Origin of the sequence: Pseudomonas sp. JV245A (assembly GCF_032424515.1) — a bacterium.
In the GTDB taxonomy this organism is placed as follows: Bacteria; Pseudomonadota; Gammaproteobacteria; order Pseudomonadales; family Pseudomonadaceae; genus Aquipseudomonas; species Aquipseudomonas protegens.
In genome coordinates this window covers 1-283 of sequence record NZ_VYKE01000629.1, presented here as the reverse complement: position 1 = coordinate 283, position 283 = coordinate 1, and the positions used below count along the sequence as shown (strand labels likewise).

The following is a 283-nucleotide window of genomic DNA, read 5'->3' as shown; positions in this document are numbered from 1 at the left end:
GGCGGCGGCCACCGAAAAAGTCGCCCAGGGCGGGGTCTCCGACAACCTCACCAGCCTGCTGACGGTTCTCAAGTCCTTTCAGAGCTGATGGCTGAAAGCCTGATTTTCCGTTGAACCTACCTGCTGAAAAAATGGAGTTTTTATGAGCACAGTCAGTCCGCAAATCACCGATGCCGTCACCCAGACCAACGTCAAGGTCGTCGCCGAAGCGCCAGCCATGTCGATGGGCACCATCTACCAGTCCATGGGCCAGTCCGTGGCCATCCTGTTCCAGAACTCGGTT

1 protein-coding gene is annotated in these 283 nt (G+C 57.2%); it reads left to right on the top strand.

The annotated features are described in order from the left end of the window. Window positions 1-142: 142 nt before the first annotated feature. Window positions 143-283 (top strand): RebB family R body protein (locus tag F6S12_RS33355; RefSeq protein WP_315870067.1); only part of this gene is annotated, 141 nt, incomplete at its 3' end.